Below are 1,103 nucleotides of genomic sequence, written 5' to 3'. Positions count from 1 at the left end.
GTTCATAAAATTGGCTATAACGTTTCGGGGCTTTGCGATGGTGGGGCAATCGAAGCACAAATCTTCAATTTTGCACAGAAGTTGAACCGAAGAACAACCGTTGAATTTTGCAGTTTCGCCCCACTATTGCAAAACCCTTGTTATCTGCAGTAATATTTTACCAATAAATATATTCGTAGTCATATTTTGAAATTCCTTCCATTTTTTCAATTTGTACACTTTTTATAAATCCTTTTTCGTTGTATTCATATTTGTCAGTAAATGTTTTATCGTAATCAGAAACAAAAGTTATCTTTCTAGTAAGTTTATTTTCAGCGTTATATTCATAAGTTTCACTTTCTGTTAGTTTTCCTGACTCAATAGTTGATTTTTTTATTAACGAATTACCAGTGTATAAATATGAGACTTCTGTATTTCTGTATTTTTCATTCAGAAGCTTTCCATTTTGATTAAACTCTTTTATAACTTCACCATCGAAATTTTTATCATCAGTTTTATATTCGACTTTCTCAGTATTTTTTGAATAAGAATATAACGTTTCAGTTTGCTTTTTTCCTTTGGGATTTTTTGTAATTGACCTTAGTATTTTACCAGCATCATTATATTCATCAATTTGAATGAGAAATCTTTTTCTTTTCTTTAAATTAATTAATGTTTTTGAATAAAGTACTTCATCTTTTGAGTTAATACTTTTAACTTCTTTTTGATAAGGAAAGGAATTAGCATCAAAATTGTCCTCAATTTCTTCGTAAGTATAAACCTCCGTTTTATTTTTGGAATAAACGTAATATGATTCAGAAAATCCAACATTTGAATGTCCGAAAATAATACTCTCTAATTTATCACTTTGATATGAATAATCCCAGACAGCAAAGACATCATCTCCGTTAAATTCATTGTTTTTTACAAAAATTGGATTTCCAGATTTATCAAATTGCTGGATAATTCCGAGCTCTGATTGTTTATAAATTTTTATTTCTTTGACAGATTTATAATCATTTTGGTCCAGCCAAGTAAAATCTTTATCCAAAACTTGTGCATTTAGATAGACTGAAATTAAAATGAAAAATAGTAAATTTAGTTTTGACACGATGTTTGGAATT

It is taken from the genome of Chryseobacterium sp. Leaf394, from assembly GCF_001424105.1.
Lineage (GTDB): Bacteria > Bacteroidota > Bacteroidia > Flavobacteriales > Weeksellaceae > Chryseobacterium.
This window is presented reverse-complemented; position numbering follows the sequence as displayed.